Source organism: Paenibacillus melissococcoides, assembly GCA_944800085.1.
GTDB classification, from domain to species: domain Bacteria; phylum Bacillota; class Bacilli; order Paenibacillales; family Paenibacillaceae; genus Paenibacillus_B; species Paenibacillus_B melissococcoides.
On the sequence record CALYLO010000008.1, the window covers coordinates 223,450 to 238,086 of the forward strand.

The 14,637-nt window shown below is 56.5% G+C and carries 17 protein-coding genes; 5 read left to right on the plus strand and 12 right to left on the minus strand.

Going from position 1 to position 14,637, the window contains the following annotated elements:
- Positions 1-40: 40 nt before the first annotated feature.
- The gene (locus OCY70_RS25925) at positions 41-490 is read left to right on the plus strand and encodes a peroxiredoxin family protein (protein WP_213429729.1); all 450 of its coding nucleotides are present in this window, start codon (positions 41-43) and stop codon (positions 488-490) included.
- Positions 491-543: 53 nt separating this feature from the next.
- Here the strand turns inward: OCY70_RS25925 and OCY70_RS25930 are convergent, their stop codons facing one another.
- The 3 genes from OCY70_RS25930 to pepV all read right to left on the minus strand — a co-directional run bounded on the left by OCY70_RS25930 (position 544) and on the right by pepV (position 4,120).
- Entirely contained in the window at positions 544-2,238 is a 1,695-nt protein-coding gene (locus OCY70_RS25930) for an ABC1 kinase family protein (RefSeq protein ID WP_261945294.1), read from the minus strand.
- Positions 2,198-2,569 carry a phasin family protein gene (locus OCY70_RS25935; RefSeq protein WP_213429730.1) on the minus strand — a complete coding sequence of 124 codons (372 nt, stop codon included), beginning with the start codon at positions 2,567-2,569 and terminating at the stop codon, positions 2,198-2,200. Before OCY70_RS25935 ends, OCY70_RS25930 begins: the two co-directional genes overlap by 41 nt.
- A 111-nt stretch (positions 2,570-2,680) precedes the next feature.
- A complete protein-coding gene (gene pepV, locus OCY70_RS25940) occupies positions 2,681-4,120 on the minus strand; it encodes a dipeptidase PepV (RefSeq protein WP_213429731.1) in 1,440 nt (479 codons plus the stop codon).
- Between the two features lie 312 nt (positions 4,121-4,432).
- Between pepV and gpmA the strand changes: the two genes are divergently transcribed.
- Positions 4,433-5,164: a 2,3-diphosphoglycerate-dependent phosphoglycerate mutase gene (gpmA, locus tag OCY70_RS25945; RefSeq protein WP_213429732.1), complete on the plus strand. Its 732-nt coding sequence runs from the start codon at positions 4,433-4,435 to the stop codon at positions 5,162-5,164.
- Positions 5,165-5,513: 349 nt separating this feature from the next.
- Here the strand turns inward: gpmA and OCY70_RS25950 are convergent, their stop codons facing one another.
- The 5 genes from OCY70_RS25950 to OCY70_RS25965 form a co-directional block, all read right to left on the minus strand.
- Positions 5,514-6,872 carry an IS1182 family transposase gene (locus OCY70_RS25950; RefSeq protein WP_261945018.1) on the minus strand — a complete coding sequence of 453 codons (1,359 nt, stop codon included), beginning with the start codon at positions 6,870-6,872 and terminating at the stop codon, positions 5,514-5,516.
- A 139-nt stretch (positions 6,873-7,011) separates the two neighbouring features.
- Positions 7,012-7,461: a Ger(x)C family spore germination C-terminal domain-containing protein gene (locus tag OCY70_RS25955; RefSeq protein WP_373871494.1), complete on the minus strand. Its 450-nt coding sequence runs from the start codon at positions 7,459-7,461 to the stop codon at positions 7,012-7,014.
- Positions 7,398-7,616 (minus strand): hypothetical protein, encoded by a 219-nt coding sequence (locus tag OCY70_RS36615; protein WP_449290013.1) that lies wholly within the window; start codon positions 7,614-7,616, stop codon positions 7,398-7,400. Before OCY70_RS36615 ends, OCY70_RS25955 begins: the two co-directional genes overlap by 64 nt.
- Positions 7,531-8,061 (minus strand): spore germination protein, encoded by a 531-nt coding sequence (locus OCY70_RS25960; RefSeq protein WP_261945293.1) that lies wholly within the window; start codon positions 8,059-8,061, stop codon positions 7,531-7,533. The genes OCY70_RS36615 and OCY70_RS25960 overlap by 86 nt, the downstream gene beginning before the upstream one ends.
- The gene (locus tag OCY70_RS25965) at positions 8,009-8,245 is read right to left on the minus strand and encodes a hypothetical protein (RefSeq protein ID WP_213429544.1); all 237 of its coding nucleotides are present in this window, start codon (positions 8,243-8,245) and stop codon (positions 8,009-8,011) included. The genes OCY70_RS25960 and OCY70_RS25965 overlap by 53 nt, the downstream gene beginning before the upstream one ends.
- A 208-nt stretch (positions 8,246-8,453) precedes the next feature.
- Here OCY70_RS25965 and OCY70_RS25970 point away from each other — a divergent pair, with 208 nt between their 5' ends.
- Complete coding sequence (locus tag OCY70_RS25970; RefSeq protein WP_213429545.1) at positions 8,454-8,840, plus strand: DUF3221 domain-containing protein; 387 nt, start codon at positions 8,454-8,456, stop codon at positions 8,838-8,840.
- 109 nt (positions 8,841-8,949) lie between these two features.
- Here the strand turns inward: OCY70_RS25970 and OCY70_RS25975 are convergent, their stop codons facing one another.
- Together OCY70_RS25975 and OCY70_RS35860 are read right to left on the minus strand one after the other, a co-directional pair.
- Complete coding sequence (locus OCY70_RS25975) at positions 8,950-9,522, minus strand: thymidine kinase (protein WP_213429546.1); 573 nt, start codon at positions 9,520-9,522, stop codon at positions 8,950-8,952.
- A 91-nt stretch (positions 9,523-9,613) separates the two neighbouring features.
- Positions 9,614-10,888 carry an NUDIX hydrolase N-terminal domain-containing protein gene (locus tag OCY70_RS35860; RefSeq protein WP_213429547.1) on the minus strand — a complete coding sequence of 425 codons (1,275 nt, stop codon included), beginning with the start codon at positions 10,886-10,888 and terminating at the stop codon, positions 9,614-9,616.
- Between the two features lie 125 nt (positions 10,889-11,013).
- On the opposite strand from OCY70_RS35860, the gene OCY70_RS25990 reads away from it, so the two are divergent.
- Positions 11,014-12,255 carry an acyl-CoA dehydrogenase gene (locus tag OCY70_RS25990; RefSeq protein ID WP_249725393.1) on the plus strand — a complete coding sequence of 414 codons (1,242 nt, stop codon included), beginning with the start codon at positions 11,014-11,016 and terminating at the stop codon, positions 12,253-12,255.
- 439 nt (positions 12,256-12,694) lie between these two features.
- Here OCY70_RS25990 and OCY70_RS25995 read toward each other — a convergent pair whose 3' ends face one another.
- The gene (locus OCY70_RS25995) at positions 12,695-12,883 is read right to left on the minus strand and encodes a hypothetical protein (RefSeq protein ID WP_213429548.1); all 189 of its coding nucleotides are present in this window, start codon (positions 12,881-12,883) and stop codon (positions 12,695-12,697) included.
- A 178-nt stretch (positions 12,884-13,061) separates the two neighbouring features.
- Positions 13,062-13,985, minus strand: a complete 924-nt coding sequence (locus tag OCY70_RS26000) for an aldo/keto reductase (RefSeq protein WP_213429549.1) — start codon at positions 13,983-13,985, stop codon at positions 13,062-13,064.
- Between the two features lie 211 nt (positions 13,986-14,196).
- Between OCY70_RS26000 and OCY70_RS26005 the strand changes: the two genes are divergently transcribed.
- Complete coding sequence (locus OCY70_RS26005) at positions 14,197-14,526, plus strand: thioredoxin family protein (RefSeq protein WP_213429550.1); 330 nt, start codon at positions 14,197-14,199, stop codon at positions 14,524-14,526.
- Positions 14,527-14,637: the final 111 nt, after the last annotated feature.

A 14,637-nucleotide genomic window follows, 5' to 3' on the forward strand; every position in this document is an offset into this window, starting at 1 on the left:
GTACAAATCCTTGTCCTCTATGCTTCATCGGACGAAAAGCATGGAAGGAGAAGGGGAGAGCCGCCGCCTCTACCCCTTGCTGCACCAGCAAGCTCCCTCGTTTGTCTTGCCGGATGCCGACGATACCCTCTTTGATTTAACCGATGCCATAGGGAAGAAGGGAATACTGCTTATTTTTATCGATTCAGACTGCCCTTATTGCATTCCTTCACTAGAGAGATGGATTCAAGCAAATATGGAGCAGGGATCCGATCTGCATGCTGCCGTTTTGCTCAAAGAAGGGGGAATTGGCGGCTACCAAGAGCTGTATAGCCATAGTAAAGGAATCCGTTTTTTGCAAGCCGGGTATAAAATATTTGAATCCTACCGGATTACGGAATATCCGTACTTTGTCTATGTGAATTCCAAGCAAGAGATTGAGTATGCTTCTCCGGATCCGGAGGGAGGGCGGGGAAGGCAGGAGCTGCTGCTTCACAGTTGCGCAGAGTAAAGAGGATAGAGACGGGGAGACGCGTCCTTGGCACAGCTCCCCGAATTGTGCTGCTAGAACCTGCCGGATCGGAAAATCGACAGGAGCAGCCAGATGAACATCAAGGCCGCGATGAGGAAGCCGATCTCGATCGCGGGAATGTCCCAGAGCAGCGTCGGCTTCCTGCTGAGCGAGGAGCCGACGATCAGCCCGACCATAATGATGCTGAAGGCAAGCAGCACAATGCTGAAGGAGAGCCGGTTGCTGATCTGATCGAGCTTGTGCAGCACATGCTCCAGATCGCGCAGCTCCATCTCGGCCTTGATCTTGCCCCGGCTGAGGAGGGAGGCGAGCCGATTCGCCTGCATCGGCAGATCGGACACCGCTTGCGCCAGATCGAGCGCGCCGCCGACAACCTTCTTCTGAATGCGGCGGAAGCTGTATTTCTCCTTCAGCAGCTTGACGCCGAACGGCTCGGCCATATCGAGGATGGAGAGGGTCGGATCGAGCCTCTCCACGATGCCTTCCAAGGTGAGCAGCGCCTTGGCCAACAGAATCAGATCGGGAGGGAACACGATCCGGTGCTTCTTGGCGACGGCGAACAAGTCATGGAGAGACTGGCCGAGGCTCATCTCGGAGAACGGCACGTCGTAGTACCGGTCCCGCAGCCGGTCCAGGTCGCGGCGAAGCGCATCCATGTCCGTCTTGTCGGAGATGAGGCAGAGCCGGGCAATCGCCCGGAGCATGCCCGACGTTCGATGCTGCATCAGCGCAATAATCAGCTCCGCTAAATTCTCTTTCATTTCCCCATTCAGTTGGCCGACCATGCCGAAGTCGATCAGGGCGATCCGGTTCTGATCGAGCACCATAATATTGCCCGGATGGGGGTCGGCGTGGAAGAAGCCGTCGATGAAGATCAGGTGCAGCATCGCATGCACGAGGCGCTCGGCGATCGACTTGCGCTCCGGCCCCTTCGGGAACCGTTCCGTATAGTGGTTCAGCATCATGCCGTCCACATATTCCATCGTCAGCACCTTGGCCGAGGATCGTTCCCAATCGATGCGCGGAATATGGATGCCGGGGTCTCTGCGCAGCAGCTGCGCGATCTTGTCGTTGTTGCGCCCTTCATGCTGATAGTCGAGCTCGGCAATCATCGATTTGGCGAATTCCTGAACCATCTCCGGGATCTGATACTCGGACACCCAGGTCCAGCGGCGCGTCGCCGCTTCGGTCAGCCCCTGGAGTATTTCCAGATCCCGCTCGATGATAGAGGTAATGCCGGGCCGCTGCACCTTGACGGCCACCGCTTCGCCGTTCGGCAGCCAAGCCTTGTGAACCTGGCCGATGGAGGCGGCGGCGAGCGGGATATCATCGAAGCGCAGAAAAAGCTGCCCAAGCGGCCGGCCCAGCTCGTCCTCGATGATGCGGCCGGCTTCGGCGCCCGTGAAGGGCGGCACTTGATCCTGCAGCTTCTCCAGCTCTTGAATGATGCTGCCCGGCAGCAGATCGGCCCGGGTGCTGAGCAGCTGGCCCAGCTTGATGAATGCCGGGCCGAGCTCCTCCAGCACGAGGCGAAGGCGTTCGCCCAGCGACTTCGTCTGCAGCGTCTCCTGCGTAACCCAGCGGCGGGGCAGAGACAATACCCGGCGCAATCCGATTTCCTCCACAACATAGCCGAAGCCATGACGCATGAGCGCCATGGCGATATCGCGGTAGCGGCCGGCGTGCCTAATCCGCACGGCCGTCCGTCTCCATATTCGGCTGTCCATCTTCTTCGCGGGGTTCTTCCGGGTCAGCCCCTTCGAGCGCGGCAACCCGCTGCTCCAGCATCATCACCCGCTGCTTCAGCGCGATCAGGTCGGAGCCGGCGGCCACATCCAAGTCCTGCAGCTTGCGCTTCACCATATCCTGAAGCGAGGCGCTGAAGGAGGCCTGCTCCTCTTCTCCCCGTTCCACCAGTTGGTTAACGAGCGCCTTGGACTGCTCGGGAGCGAGCTGTCCCTTCTGGACAAGCTCGTCGACGGCGGCTTCGATTTTCTCCTTGCTGACCACGGCGAGGCCCCAGCCCAGGGAGACCGCTTTTTTCAACAAATCACTCACGTTCCCAATCCCTCCCTTATCGTTATACCCCTAATATGCCCAGGAGGGTCCGATTTCATTGATACGCCAGAGAGGCGGGAGAGGGCGGGAACAGCGAGCCATCCGCTTCAATCAATCTTCCAGATTGGCCAGCTCATAGATGGCGCGGGCATAGATGGCGGTTGCCTTCAGCAGGTCGTCGATAATGATGTACTCATCGACCTGATGCGCGGTCTCTTCGCGTCCCGGGAAGAGGGGGCCGAAGGCTACGCCGTTGTCGAGGAAGGCCGCATAGGTTCCGCCGCCGGTCGTGAGCAGCGTCGGCTCCAACTGCGTCTCTTCCTGGTAGATTTGCTGGAGCGTCCGAATCATCGGATGGTTCCGATCGACATGATGCGGCTCTTTCAGATCAATCTCGCGATCCATCTCGATGCCGTATTCCGCAATCTTCTCCTCCAGCGGCTTCAGCACATCGGCAGAGCTGTAGGAGACCGGGAAGCGGATATTGAGATGGAAGAACGGATCCGACTCGCCATCGTATTGGAAAATACCCGCATTGACCGTGAGCGGCCCGGTAATGTCATCGACACAGGCAATGCCGAGGGCGGTGCCCAGATGATCATCGACCAGATGCTTGTCAATGAACCCGATATACCGCGCGGCATCCGGCTGGAAGGTGTACCCGCCCAGGAAACGGATGAGCTTCAAGGCGGCGTTAACGCCGACATGCGGCTCCATCCCGTGCGCCGATTTGCCCCGCATGCGCAGGGTTGCTTGACCATCGTTCATTTCCGCGGCGCCGGCCAGTCCCGCATCGGCGCAGTACGCCTCATAGCGCTCGGTAAGGGAAGCGAGCGCTTCTGCTTCGCCCGCGACGACGGCGACGGCCGATTCCGGCACCATATTGGCGATGCCTCCGCCATCGAAGCGGACGAGCTTGTATTGCGGCGCCGCAGAATTGCCGGATGAAGAACGGCCGAAGCCGCGAAGGCAGAACTTCGTATTGATCTGCCCCTTCTCCGCATGAGTAATCGGGAAATCAGCATCCGGCGCGAACCCGGACACCGGCATGGGTTCCCGCTCGGTATAAGTCTTCATGCACTCCATTCCGCTCTCTTCGTCCGTTCCGAAGATGACGCGCACCCGGCGCTTGAGCGGCAGGCCCAGGTCCTTGACGAGCTTGAGACCGTAGAAGGCGGCCATCGTCGGGCCCTTGTCATCGATCGCGCCCCGGGCGAACAGCTTCCCGTCGCGGATATCCGGCTCGAACGGCGGGGTGGTCCACTGTCCGGTCGCCGGGACGACGTCCAGATGGCACAGCACGCCCACATATTCCGGCGCCGCCTCATTCCCGTATTCGGCATAGCCGACATAGCCGTCGAGATTGCCGGTGCGGAATTGCTCCCGCTCCGACAGCCCGAGCATATAATCCAGCGCTTGGGCGATATTTCGTCCCATCGGCTGTCCCGGCCCGGCCGTAGCGTTGTCCTTCGTGCTCTCAATCCGGAGCAGGCCTTGCAGGTCTTGCAGCAGCTCTTCTTTTCTCTTCTCGACTTCAGCCAACCAGTTCATGTCAACACGCTCCTTCAGCATGGCGTTCGATTCAATGTAATATGTAAATCTGATCTTCTCCTTCCCGACAGCGGGGATGGATGCAAGCCAAGCCAAGCTTCGCTCTATACGTAGTATAAGGCGGGAGGCGCAAAATACTCAACTTTCTCATCCGCCGGGCCATCGTGTCACCGGGGCATCTTGTGCCGCGCGCCCGATAGGATCGGTACGGGAACGCAGGGAGGCGGCGCATTCGATATGGCCGCCGAGATTTGCTATAATCATCCATATCAGATATACCGGTTGGAACCGGATGAAGCAGGAGGGATTGAGATGAACAAACTCGTATTGCTGCGCCACGGCCAGAGCGTCTGGAATTTGGAGAACCGCTTCACCGGCTGGACCGATGTCGACTTGTCGGAGCAAGGCCTGAAGGAAGCGCGTCTGGCAGGAGAAATCTTGAAAAAGCATGGCTACACCTTCGACGAAGGGCATGCTTCGGTGCTGAAGCGGGCGATCCGCACGCTCTGGATCGTGCTGCATGAGATGGACCTCATGTGGATTCCGGTCCATAAGACATGGAAGCTCAATGAACGGCATTACGGAGCGCTTCAGGGCCTGAATAAGGCGGAGACGGCCGAACGGTACGGTCAGGAGCAGGTTCAGCTATGGCGCCGCTCCGTCGATGTGAGACCGCCTGCGCTGGACCCGAGCGATCCGCGGTATGAAGCGTCCGCTCCCCAATACCGGGATCTCCGCGAAGGAGAATTTCCTGTGACGGAAAATCTGGACGATACGGAAGCCCGCGTGCTCAGCTATTGGAATGAGACGCTCGCTCCCGCCATCTCGGGCGGCAAGCGCCTCATCGTGTCCGCTCACGGCAATACGATCCGGGCGTTGGTCCGGTATCTGGACAATCTGACGTCCGACGGCATCGTCAGTCTCAATATCCCGACCGGGACGCCGCTTGTCTATGAATTGGATGACTCGCTCGCGCCGATCCGGCGTTACTACCTGGGGCTCGACGGCGAGATTCCAATGGAGGACTTCCCTCATCTGCGTTGATATCGTCTTAACCGGAACGAACGGTTGACGCCGCGACTATGGGCTGTCCCAAAAGCAGTTTTTAGCTGCGGTGAGACAGCCCCCTCTTCTTCTTACAGCTCGACTTGCCGGAAAAACTGCGAAAATGCAGTTTTCCTTGTGGCGTTTACTCCGGTACCGATAGTTCTGCAAAACGGCATGGAATTTCAGTCATGCCAATGGATTGAAAGCAGGAATCGGCGAAAAGGATGCACTTTACAGGCTGTTGGAAAACCCCTGTTTTTTACGAAGTAATATCAATGTAATATCATTTTGCTGGGAAAAAGTGGTGTTTGGTGAGAGAGAATGGAGGGGGGATGGGGTCTTTGCTTTACCCCACCCTTCTGGCGAGATGTGTGGCTATCTTTTTTATGTTCTGTGCAGTGGCTGTCATCAGCACTTGCTCCTGCACCTTGTCTCTTCCCCGAAATCGGCAATAGCGAAGTCCATGGAGCACTTTGGCATCCGCGAAACTTCGCTCAATGGTTTGGGCGCGTAGGGCATAAACGGCTTTTCCGCTCTCACTCTGGAAGTTTTGAACTACTTTCTCTTTGTGTTCTTCCCAGATATGCCGTTGTATGGTGCGTTGTTTATTTTTGTTCTCGTTACACTTGCTCAATAATGGACAGGCAGCGCATTGTTTGGGATCGGATTTATAATCTCTGAATCCTTTTCGTGTTGTGGTGCGGTACGTGAGTTTTTGCTGGTTTGGACAGATAAAAACATTCTTTTCTGCATCATAATGAAATTTCTCTTTGGGAAATACACCGTGTTCACGGGTCGAACGCTCTGGAATAACTGCCGTGATGTTTAATTTGTTCGTACGGTAACAAACATAGGCCGTCATGTAACCAGAGTCGAGTGCAACGGCCTCCAGCGACTTTTCCCAGCCAAACTTCTCTATTTGATGTAGTAGACGATCCACATAAACAACCGAATCATTCACATTTCCAGGCGTAACGTAGCAGTCCGTAATCACGTTGTATTTATGATCTACGGTGCGGTGATCTAAATAATGAAACCCTTCCGGTTTTCCATCCCGATTCAGGTTTCCGCTATCCGGATCTGTTAAGCTAACTTTTTGTTCCTTGGTTTCGGCCTCCTCTTTGGGAGGCAGTGGCTTTTTTCCAAAAGCGACCCGATCCTCATTCACGGCTTGCTCCAGCTCTTGGAGATATTCATAAGGCGTACAAGTGACTTCTCGTTTCTCGTACCGTCCGTTATTGGCATTTGCCTTGATATGCGTGGAGTCGGTAAAGAGCAGCCGCCCTCCCACCATGTTGTGCTGAATCGCCTGCTGAACGATATTATCGAAGATATCTTGGAAGACGGTAGTATCCTTAAACCGATTTTTCCGGTTCCAGCTAAAGATCGAATGGTCAGGCGCTTTGCCGGAAAGCCCGAGCCGTAAGAACCACCGAAAAGCCAGGGAATCGTTGACGACTCGCTCCAGTTCTCGCTCTGAGCGAATGTTATACAAGTAGCCGATCAGCAGCATTTTAAAGAACACAATGGGATCCACAGATGGTCGGCCGTTCGACTCGCTGTAGTAAGGACGCACAAGGTCCAAAATAAAGGTAAAATCAATATGTTTATCGATATGACGAAGCAAGTGATCAGGGGCAACCATATGCTCAAGACAAACCAGTTCATAGTCCAGTTGTGGGTTGGGATCATTCGTGTAAAGCATACAAACACCGCGCTTTCCATGGATTATGATAAGAACATTATACCAAATTAACGCGGTGAATGGGTAATTAACATAGACTTTCTCAACACTCTGACTTTAGCAGGAATTCCATCAAATAGCGGCGAAACCATGTAAATTCCTATAAACGCAGGAAGGTCTCATGCCAATCGAGGGCTTTCCACGCCTTGAAGCCGATCTGGTTGCGGACATATTGTCCGAATCCGAAGGGGTCGACTTTTTTCTCCTGGACGGATCGTATCATCTCCTCGGCTTCCTTTTTGACATACTCGGTCATCAACCGGTCCAGCCGCCGCTGGTTCTCATAGTGCCTGGACGACAATTTCCCGGTGTATTCCAGAATGGAGCCGCCGATTTCGAGATCGACGCGGATTTCGAGATCGCGCCCGTTCCGGTGATAGACGCTGACCGTCCTCTTGTTGGACATGGAACCGAGCATCACATGCTCTTTATTGCCGCCTTCCCCCTCGAGTTGGAACATCATCTCTCCATTCGGGGAGCAGCTTCTCAGCATGGACAGCAGGAGACCCTTCGGGGCGGGAATCTGCCCCACATATTGTTCCCCCGGAATAACGCGATGCCTGCCACTTCGATCGTCTCGGGGTGCGCCTTCATTACCGGTGCAACCGGATCGATCCCGTCATCGAACAGGTCCCGGATGAAGCTGTATATATTCGCTTCGGGAATCATAGCGCTTTCGATGACCGAATGCAGCAGCTTGTAGATATATTCCCCTGTCGTAGGGTAGTGGGGGTAACTGGTCTCCAGAAGTTCTTTTCTTTGCCGTCTCAAATACGGCGTCAATCTCCATGTCGTTAATCCGCTTCTTCAATTTCTCGACAAGCTCGGGATTGACAATATCTTCGATATACATAAGGACGACATCCGTTTTCGAGATTTCGCCGACGGACAGGCGGATCGCTTTGAGGTTGGAGCTGCGCACCCGTTGGCGGACGACAGCGACATTCTCTCTTAGATTCTCCACGAATCCGTCATGCCGCCCGGAGATTACCGTCTCGGTCTCCGATTGCTCTACGCTTCTGCCGACAGGGGGGGCGATATCAATCAAGTAGGTAAGGGTGTGATGGAACAAGGCCGCTTTTCCTTGCAAAATGCCATCAACGCACTCCTTGGACGTACGGGCTAGCGAATATTGAGGCCGGGAGAGTATATCCGACGCTTCTTGATCGGTAGCGCGGAGCGATCACCTCGCGAAGCAGTTCATCGTGACCGGCCAATCCCGCTAAATAGAAGACATGGAATTGACAATTCGGGAAGGAGCGTTCCTGGAAATCCATGCAATCCTGAAATTGCTTGCGCACATGCTCCATTTTCGGGCTGCTGGAATCGTTCATTATCATCTCTCCTCCTAACGGATCGTACAAGGAGAATTGTGTCCAATCGGGGAGTGAATTACTCTTCATAGCGGATCAGCGCCGCTGAAAGCACTCCAAATCATAATGGTTTGTGACAATATTGTTAATTAACGGAAAAATAAAAGGATATTAAACTTGTATATAGAAATATATTCCTGTACCAAAATATAGAAGGAGGATCACAAATATGATTACCAAGAAAAAGTTAGTGGTTGGAGTGCTCGCTCTCTCGTTAGGTTTAGGGTTTACGGCAGGAGTAACGCCGACTTTTGCGCATGCGGATGAATCTGCATCGATGAGGATTGCCGGCTCAGCCATTGAGGAACAGGAACTAGTGCCTTTCACCGGATATGTTATTTCCATTGGTGGCACGTATATGACGATTGCGAATGCGCCGACAAAAGAAGAAGCCCTGCAAGGGGAGTGGTGGGAGCTTGTCAATCAAGGCAAGATATTATTAGTTCCTTCTCCGGAAAATGAAGCCTATGCGGTAGGAGACAAAGTCAATGAAGCGATGACAATGTCGCTCCCGCCAATTGCGATTTCGCCTATCCTTGAAAAAATCACGGAGTAATCTTGTAAAGAAATTAAAAAGCTATCTCAAACCGCTAACCCAGCGCCGTACGGCGCTGGGTTTTTGGGAATGCAGATAGTTGGTTTCGCTTCCCGTCCTTAAGTATCCGTTACAAAGGGGGATGGAAATAACAGCGGCGGCATACCGGGTAGTACCGTTCATTGCCGCCAATCTGGATCTGCTCGCCGGAATAGACGGGCTTGCCGTCGTCGCCGATGCGAAGATTCATCGTCGCCTTCCGTTCGCAGAACCAGCAGATGGTTTTCATTTCCTCGATTTTATCCGCATACAGCAGCATATAACGGCTGCCCTCGAACAGCTCATTGCGGAAGTCATTCTTGAGACCGAAGCCCATGACCGGAATATCCAGCTCGTCGACGATGCGGGCCAACTGAAGGACCTGCTCCTTGGTCAGGAACTGGACTTCGTCGACGAGCACGCAGGAGACAGGGCCGCCGTGCAGGGAGACCTCCCGGAAAAGATTCGTATCGGCATGGACAAGCCGCGCGGGGCGCTTCAAGCCGATGCGGGACGACACATACCCGACGCCGTCCCGATCGTCCACTGCCGAGGTAAAGATAAGCACCGGCTTGTTCTGCTCCTCATGGTTATGGGCCACCTTGAGCACTTCGATCGATTTGCCGCTGTTCATCGCTCCGTAGCGGTAATATAGTTGAGCCATTGCTGCCACTCCATTCTGTACTTGTAGAGGATCTCGTGATGATACCCGGTCTGCCCGGGCACGTTCTATTCGCATCGTCATATAGGAGGAATCAATCGAATAAGGCGTGCTGCTCCGGCCGGCGATTGAATTGGAACAGCATGTGAAGCTGGGCTGCCGTGTTGCGCTGCACCGATAGAGCGGGCAGATCGTCTTCGGGGAAGAAGCGGACATCTTCCGTCTCGATCCCGCCGCTCGCCTTGCCGCCCGACAGCCGGCATTGAATGAAAATCTTGTAGACATGATAGGGCCCGGGAGGATGGCGGTGCAGCCGCTTATCGAGCACGGCCAGCAGACGGACCGCTTCCGCGTCATAGCCCGACTCTTCCTTAATCTCCTTCACGGCGACTTCGGCCGGCGAGAGGCCGACATCGGCCCAACCGCCCGGCAGCGCCCAGCATCCGTCCGATTTCTCCTTGACCAGCAGGATGCGGTTGCCCTGGAATACGACGCCGCGAATGTCGACCTTCGGGGTGGCATAGCCGCTGTCCCGGGCGAAGGCCAGCTCCACCGCCCGCTTCTCCGCCCCGGATTGCTCCGCCATCATGGCGACGCTGATGTCGCGCAGCTCTTCGTACCGCTCGCGGTCATAGATATCCTTGCCGTAAGCGAGGCCGGTCTGGGCGATCGCCTGAATGCGCAGCGTCCAGTCGAGCCAGCGGCGATCGGCGGATGAATCGCTTCCCTGGCTGCCGATAACGTCCAGCAGCTCCTGGGGCTGCCGCAATATTCCGTGCGGCTGGGTCTCGAATTGCCGCGTCTGCACCGTCCCGAACCATTGGGCCGCGAACGTGAGGACGCCGGCTCTGCGGCCGGCGGCGATATCGGCCTCGCTGTCGCCGACCCATACGATCTCGTTCGGAGCCAGGCCGATTGTCTGCAGAAGCTGATGGATGCCTTCCGGATGGGGCTTCGGCTGCTGCACGTCATCGCCGGTCACCGCCTCGTCGATATACGCGTCCAGTCCGAGCTGCCGGACCGATATCTCGTAGGATCGCCGGCTCTTGCCCGTCAGGACGCCAATGGATAAGCCCCGCGCCTTCAGCTCCCGCAGCAGGTTCATGACCGCCTCCGAGGAGAGGGCCCGGCTCGGATGCCAGCGGCGGTAGTGTTCATAATACGCTTCGATCGCTTGCGGAAGGAAGCCCTTATGACGGAGGTTGGCCGCCAAAATGCCCTCTTCCGTCGGACCGAACATGGAGATGATGTCATGGTCTGTCAGCGTTCGCTTGTCATAGGTCTGGAAGACCAGCCGAAATGCATGCAAAGACAATGGCAACGTATCCGCCAATGTGCCGTCGAAATCAAACAACACCGTACGAATCATAGTCTTGCCCTCCGTTTCCGCTCGGGAATGGTCAGATCCGGCTCCGCGCTTGCCGGTGCGAAGCCCGTCAAGGAGCTGTCTCGGTTCACTTGCTTCTATGATAAAGAATGGAGGCGGGCAAAGCAATGGCTCGAACCGAAGGCGGAAGCGCTCTGCCCGTCCCGCATCGCTGCGCCTGTCCTCTGCCGGGGTCCTATGATATATTGGAAAGAGCAGGGCGGGAGCGGACGAGTTCCCGTCCCGGATTGCATACCATCAAGACCGGAGAAGCAGGAGTGATGCCGATGTTTTTCAACTCAGATGAAATTGCGTATATCCGCGAGCGGTCGGCGGACATGGAGCGGTCAAGAAGCCTGGCGCCGGGCGTCCTCGATCTGCTGTTCAATAAGGGCTGGTTCAAGCTGTTCGTGCCGAAGCGTCTTGGAGGGAGCATGACGCCGCTGCCGGAGGCGGTTCGTCTCTTCGAAGAGGCTTCCTGGGTCGACGGGAATGTCGGCTGGACGATAACGATCGGTTCCGGGGGCGGCTTCTTCGTTCCGTTCTTGCCGCCTGCGTCCGCGGAGCGGTTGTTCTCGCCGCCGGGGGCGGTCGTGGCCGGCTCGGGCATGCCGACGGGAACAGCCCGCCGCGTCGAGGGAGGATATATCGTCACCGGTCAATGGAAATATTGCAGCGGCTCGAAGCATGCGAGCCTGTTCACGGCGAATGCGCTGATCGAGAATGATGGCCTCGCGGCGGAGCAAGAGATGCGATCGTTCGCTTTCCTGCCGGAGCAGGTGACGATTGAGGAGGATTGGGATGCCTTCGGCCTGCAGGCGACGGACAGCCATACGATGTCCGTGCAAGATCAATTCGTGCCGGAGGACATGACCTTCCTGCTGACGGAGCGCCAGACTGAGGACCGGGATCCGATCTACGATTATCCGTTCCTTCCGTTCGCGCAGGCATCGTTCGCCGGCGTCGCTATCGGGCTGGGGCGCCGCTTCCTCGACGAAGCGGAGCGAATGCTGGAAGCCCGGCGCGCCGCCTGGTCAACCTCCGAACGGGCCGCCTTCGTCGAGCGGCTGCTCGCGGCACAGCGCTCGACGCTGGCTGCCGCTGTCGAGCCGTTCTACGGGGAGCTGGAGTCCTCATGGGAGCGGGTCGCCCGAGGCGATGCGCTGGACGAAGATGAGCAGTCGCGCGTGACCGCGTCCTGCCGGCACGCGGCCCGGGCCACGCTCGAATGCGCCCAAGCGGTCTTCCCGTACATGGGGATGACGTCGGTCATGAAGAGCGCCCCATTGAACCGGGTCTGGCGCGATCTGCAGACGGCCTGCCACCATTCGCTGCTCGTCTCGTTCGAGGACAGGGCGGAGCGGGCGTAGCAGGCACGGCAAGCGTCAAGCCGTCTGGCCTGCCTGGAGGCTGGGTCGATCGCTGAACGCGAACAAGGGGCTGTCCTTTAAGTAGTTTTCGCTACCGTGGGACAGCCCCCTGATCTCAAAGCTCGACTTGCCGAAAAACTGCATAAATGCAGTTTTCCCTTATGCCGTTGGCTTCGTTACAGGAATTCCTGCAAAACCGCATGAATTCAACATATGAAAGAGATAGAAAGCAAAAAAACGGGGGGAATAATGTATTTTTCAGGAATTTAATGGAATATCGACTCGAAGGGCGTAAATTCCTGCGTTAACGCAGCATTTCACTGCATCATCCATCTTCCACCGCTATCTTCCGGCCTCTATATTCTCTGTTGTCCCGTCTTGCCCCGCCTCCGCGTGAACTGCCTTTGGGACAGCCTCTTGATCCATTTGCGGCACGCTGCTAGGATCCACCCGTGCGGCGCCGCTGGTTATTCGGCTTCTTCGTATTTTGGCTTTTTAACACTTTGGCTGCCGATGAGCCGGAAAAGCCGCCTTTTTGGTTCGCCTGCTGCTGCTTCTTCTTGGCCAGCATTTCTCTCATCGCATCCGCCAGATTAATTTTCTTCGGCTCATTTTGCTGTTCCGCCATTCCTTACACCTTCCTTCGCTTCTGCCGGCGTATCTTCTCCCGCGGAGCCGGTTCAACAGGCTCCTTACCGATAAGACTATCACGGGTTCCGGAGTATGGACAACTCCGTATATCAAGACATATTGTTTGTCATGCAGGAATGCCAATCCCGGCGCAGACGCAGATGCCGGCTTGTCCGTTAATGATCCGCCCAGATCTGCGGATGATCGTCCGCGGCATGCCGCGCTGCAAGGGCGTTGCGCTCCACCTGCTCCTCGTTCTTGCAGCCGGGGATGACGCAGGTGACCGCCGGATGGCGGAGACACCAGGACAGGGCCCACTCGGCCATGTCCATGCCGTCGGGCACTTCGTTCCGCCGAATCTCCTCCACCTGCTTCAGCCGCTCGTCGAGCTCTTCGCGGCCATGGCGATGGCGCACATCATTGCCGGCGAACTCGGTTCCCGGCTTGTACTTGCCGCTCAGGAAGCCGCTCGCGAGCGGAACCCGCGCCAGCACGCCGAGATCCTGCTCGAGGCAAGCAGGGAACACCTCTTCCTCGGGCCCGCGTTCCAGCCTGTTGTAGACGAGCTGAATCGCTCCCGCTCCGACTTGCGTCGCCGAAGCCGTCTGATGCATGCTGTTGCTCTTGTTCAGCGACAGGCCGATATGCCGGATCGTTCCTGCCTGCACCTGCTTGTCGAGCATCGTCCACAGGTCATCGTTGTCGAACGCCCGATCATTGCCCGAATGGAATTGGTACAGATCGATATAATCCGTCTTCAGCGCCCGCAGCGACGCTTCCAGCTGCCCGCGCACCTCATCCGTCCCATACCGGTCCGTGCGGTTCAGATGGGAATGGAATTGATGCCCGAACTTGGTGGCGACGACCCAATCTTCCCGCTTGTCCCTCCGCAGGTAATCGCCGATGAAGGCTTCCGACAGGTGGTCTCCGTAGCATTCGGCGGTATCGATCAGGTTGATGCCGAGCTGCTTCGCCTTATGTAAAATCCGATCCACTTCCTGCTGCGTATAGTCGTGGCCCCACTCCCCGCCGAACTGCCATGTCCCGATGCCGATAACCGATACTTTCAAACCGGTCCGTCCCAATCTGCGGTATTGCATGCCTCTTCACACCTTCCTTTTTCGCAATGGTCTTGTACCCATCATATCACAGCGGCGAGGACAATTCGAAGCGGCAGCGTTCGGGTTGCAGCGGGGCGCTTAATCAGTTCTGCCCTGCGGGGCGTGCTCGGCACCGCCGCAGCCTAACCCAAGAAATTTGGCATGAATTGATACGGGGCGGGGTATATAATAGTGGGGAGGAGGTGTTCTCGTGCCGGTTGTGGAACTAACCGATGCCACATTTGAAGAGCATATACGGAAGCATCCGATCGTGCTGGTTGAATTTTGGGCCCCGTGGTGCAAGCCCTGTCAAGCCATGGCCCCCGTACTGGAGCAGTTGGCCGCCGAAGCCGAAGGGCGGGCAAGCATTGCCGCGTGCAATGCGGATGTGAACTTCGTCGCCGCCGTCCGTTATCAGCTTCAAGGCATCCCATGGCTCGTCGTGTTCAAGGAGGGCAGGGAGGTCGCGCGGAAGGCAGGCACCCAGCCGGTATCCGTACTGCTGGGCATGATAGAGAGCGCTCATGAAGCCGATTATTAATGCGGAAGGTCCGGTCATAATCGGGACTTCTCTCTGTTGTTGGTTTTGCGTTTCTTGGTTAAGATGAATGCAGATGTGAATTGCAGCGGGCTTCCTCGGGGAGACGCCGCG

What these genes read in the sequence shown, in the direction of transcription:
- OCY70_RS25925 (WP_213429729.1), top strand. Translation starts at nt 41, where the DNA reads ATGGAAGGAGAAGGGGAGAGCCGCCGCCTCTACCCCTTGCTGCACCAG.
- OCY70_RS25930 (WP_261945294.1), bottom strand. Translation starts at nt 2,238, where the DNA reads ATGGACAGCCGAATATGGAGACGGACGGCCGTGCGGATTAGGCACGCC.
- pepV (WP_213429731.1), bottom strand. Translation starts at nt 4,120, where the DNA reads ATGAACTGGTTGGCTGAAGTCGAGAAGAGAAAAGAAGAGCTGCTGCAA.
- gpmA (WP_213429732.1), top strand. Translation starts at nt 4,433, where the DNA reads ATGAACAAACTCGTATTGCTGCGCCACGGCCAGAGCGTCTGGAATTTG.
- OCY70_RS25950 (WP_261945018.1), bottom strand. Translation starts at nt 6,872, where the DNA reads ATGCTTTACACGAATGATCCCAACCCACAACTGGACTATGAACTGGTT.
- OCY70_RS25965 (WP_213429544.1), bottom strand. Translation starts at nt 8,245, where the DNA reads ATGAACGATTCCAGCAGCCCGAAAATGGAGCATGTGCGCAAGCAATTT.
- OCY70_RS25970 (WP_213429545.1), top strand. Translation starts at nt 8,454, where the DNA reads ATGATTACCAAGAAAAAGTTAGTGGTTGGAGTGCTCGCTCTCTCGTTA.
- OCY70_RS25975 (WP_213429546.1), bottom strand. Translation starts at nt 9,522, where the DNA reads ATGGCTCAACTATATTACCGCTACGGAGCGATGAACAGCGGCAAATCG.
- OCY70_RS35860 (WP_213429547.1), bottom strand. Translation starts at nt 10,888, where the DNA reads ATGATTCGTACGGTGTTGTTTGATTTCGACGGCACATTGGCGGATACG.
- OCY70_RS25990 (WP_249725393.1), top strand. Translation starts at nt 11,014, where the DNA reads ATGGCTCGAACCGAAGGCGGAAGCGCTCTGCCCGTCCCGCATCGCTGC.
- OCY70_RS25995 (WP_213429548.1), bottom strand. Translation starts at nt 12,883, where the DNA reads ATGGCGGAACAGCAAAATGAGCCGAAGAAAATTAATCTGGCGGATGCG.
- OCY70_RS26000 (WP_213429549.1), bottom strand. Translation starts at nt 13,985, where the DNA reads ATGCAATACCGCAGATTGGGACGGACCGGTTTGAAAGTATCGGTTATC.